We start from the raw sequence: 875 nt of genomic DNA, 5'->3' as shown, positions 1-875 counted from the left end.
TGATGTTGAAATTTATAAAAACGGGACTTTGGATGAAGTTTTATCTGATAATTATAAAAACCCTTAAAGAAAATGGAATCAATAAGTGAATTAATAGAAGCAATAAGAAATTATGTGATTAATAATCATGTGATTGTGATTATAAAAATAAATAAAGAAAAAGTTAGTACTCGATTTTATGAAGTTATAAATAATGAGCAAGTTTCCTTTAGGCCTAAGCCAAAAGAGTACAGGGAGTTTTCTGACGAAATATATGAACGCTATAATTCATTATTTTCCACTGAAGATAAATTTAATTCGGCTATAATTGAAATTAATCCAGATGGAGTATATTCAGAAAAATACTTTTGGGATTCAGAACAAGAAAAACAAGATTTGCTGAGTGGTGCGGAGGTGTTTTTTCAATGGGCTAATGAAAAAATGATGTCTTTAATTTTTGAGTTTGAGCAAGATAATAATTTATTACCTACACAGCTTGATGCTGATGGTGAATTGGAGTATTTGAGTTCTTGGGATAGTGGAGTATTTACTTTTCATGTTAATGAGAAAAATGAGCTGGAATATAAAATTATTCTCACCAAAGATGGAATTGAAAGAGTATTGAAGATGCCATTAAAAGATTATTTTATAGAAGGCATTTTAAATCATTATCAAATAACCCATACAATCCTTTCTGATGAATGGAAACCATGGAATACTTTAATAATAAAATCACCTCATAATAGTATTCCTTATGATAAAGTGGATGAATTTGTGAGTTATGTAGAATAAAATTAAGAATAGTTTGTAATTAGGATATAAGTTTATACATAAATAGGAGTCCCTAATGACGCGAGCATCTTGCTCGTGAACGCCAAGGTATATAAATTAAAGTA

At 28.7% G+C, this 875-nt stretch carries 1 protein-coding gene; it reads left to right on the top strand.

Annotated features, from left to right (window positions below):
• Positions 1-72: 72 nt before the first annotated feature.
• The gene (locus tag IUY40_RS19165; RefSeq protein ID WP_195738456.1) at positions 73-771 is read left to right on the top strand and encodes a hypothetical protein; all 699 of its coding nucleotides are present in this window, start codon (positions 73-75) and stop codon (positions 769-771) included.
• Positions 772-875: the final 104 nt, after the last annotated feature.

Origin of the sequence: Flavobacterium sp. ALJ2 (assembly GCF_015594725.1) — a bacterium.
Lineage (GTDB): Bacteria > Bacteroidota > Bacteroidia > Flavobacteriales > Flavobacteriaceae > Flavobacterium.
This window is presented reverse-complemented; position numbering and strand designations above follow the sequence as displayed.

Bases quoted from the DNA above. Each gene is read 5' to 3' on its own strand.
- IUY40_RS19165 (WP_195738456.1), top strand. From the start codon at position 73: ATGGAATCAATAAGTGAATTAATAGAAGCAATAAGAAATTATGTGATT.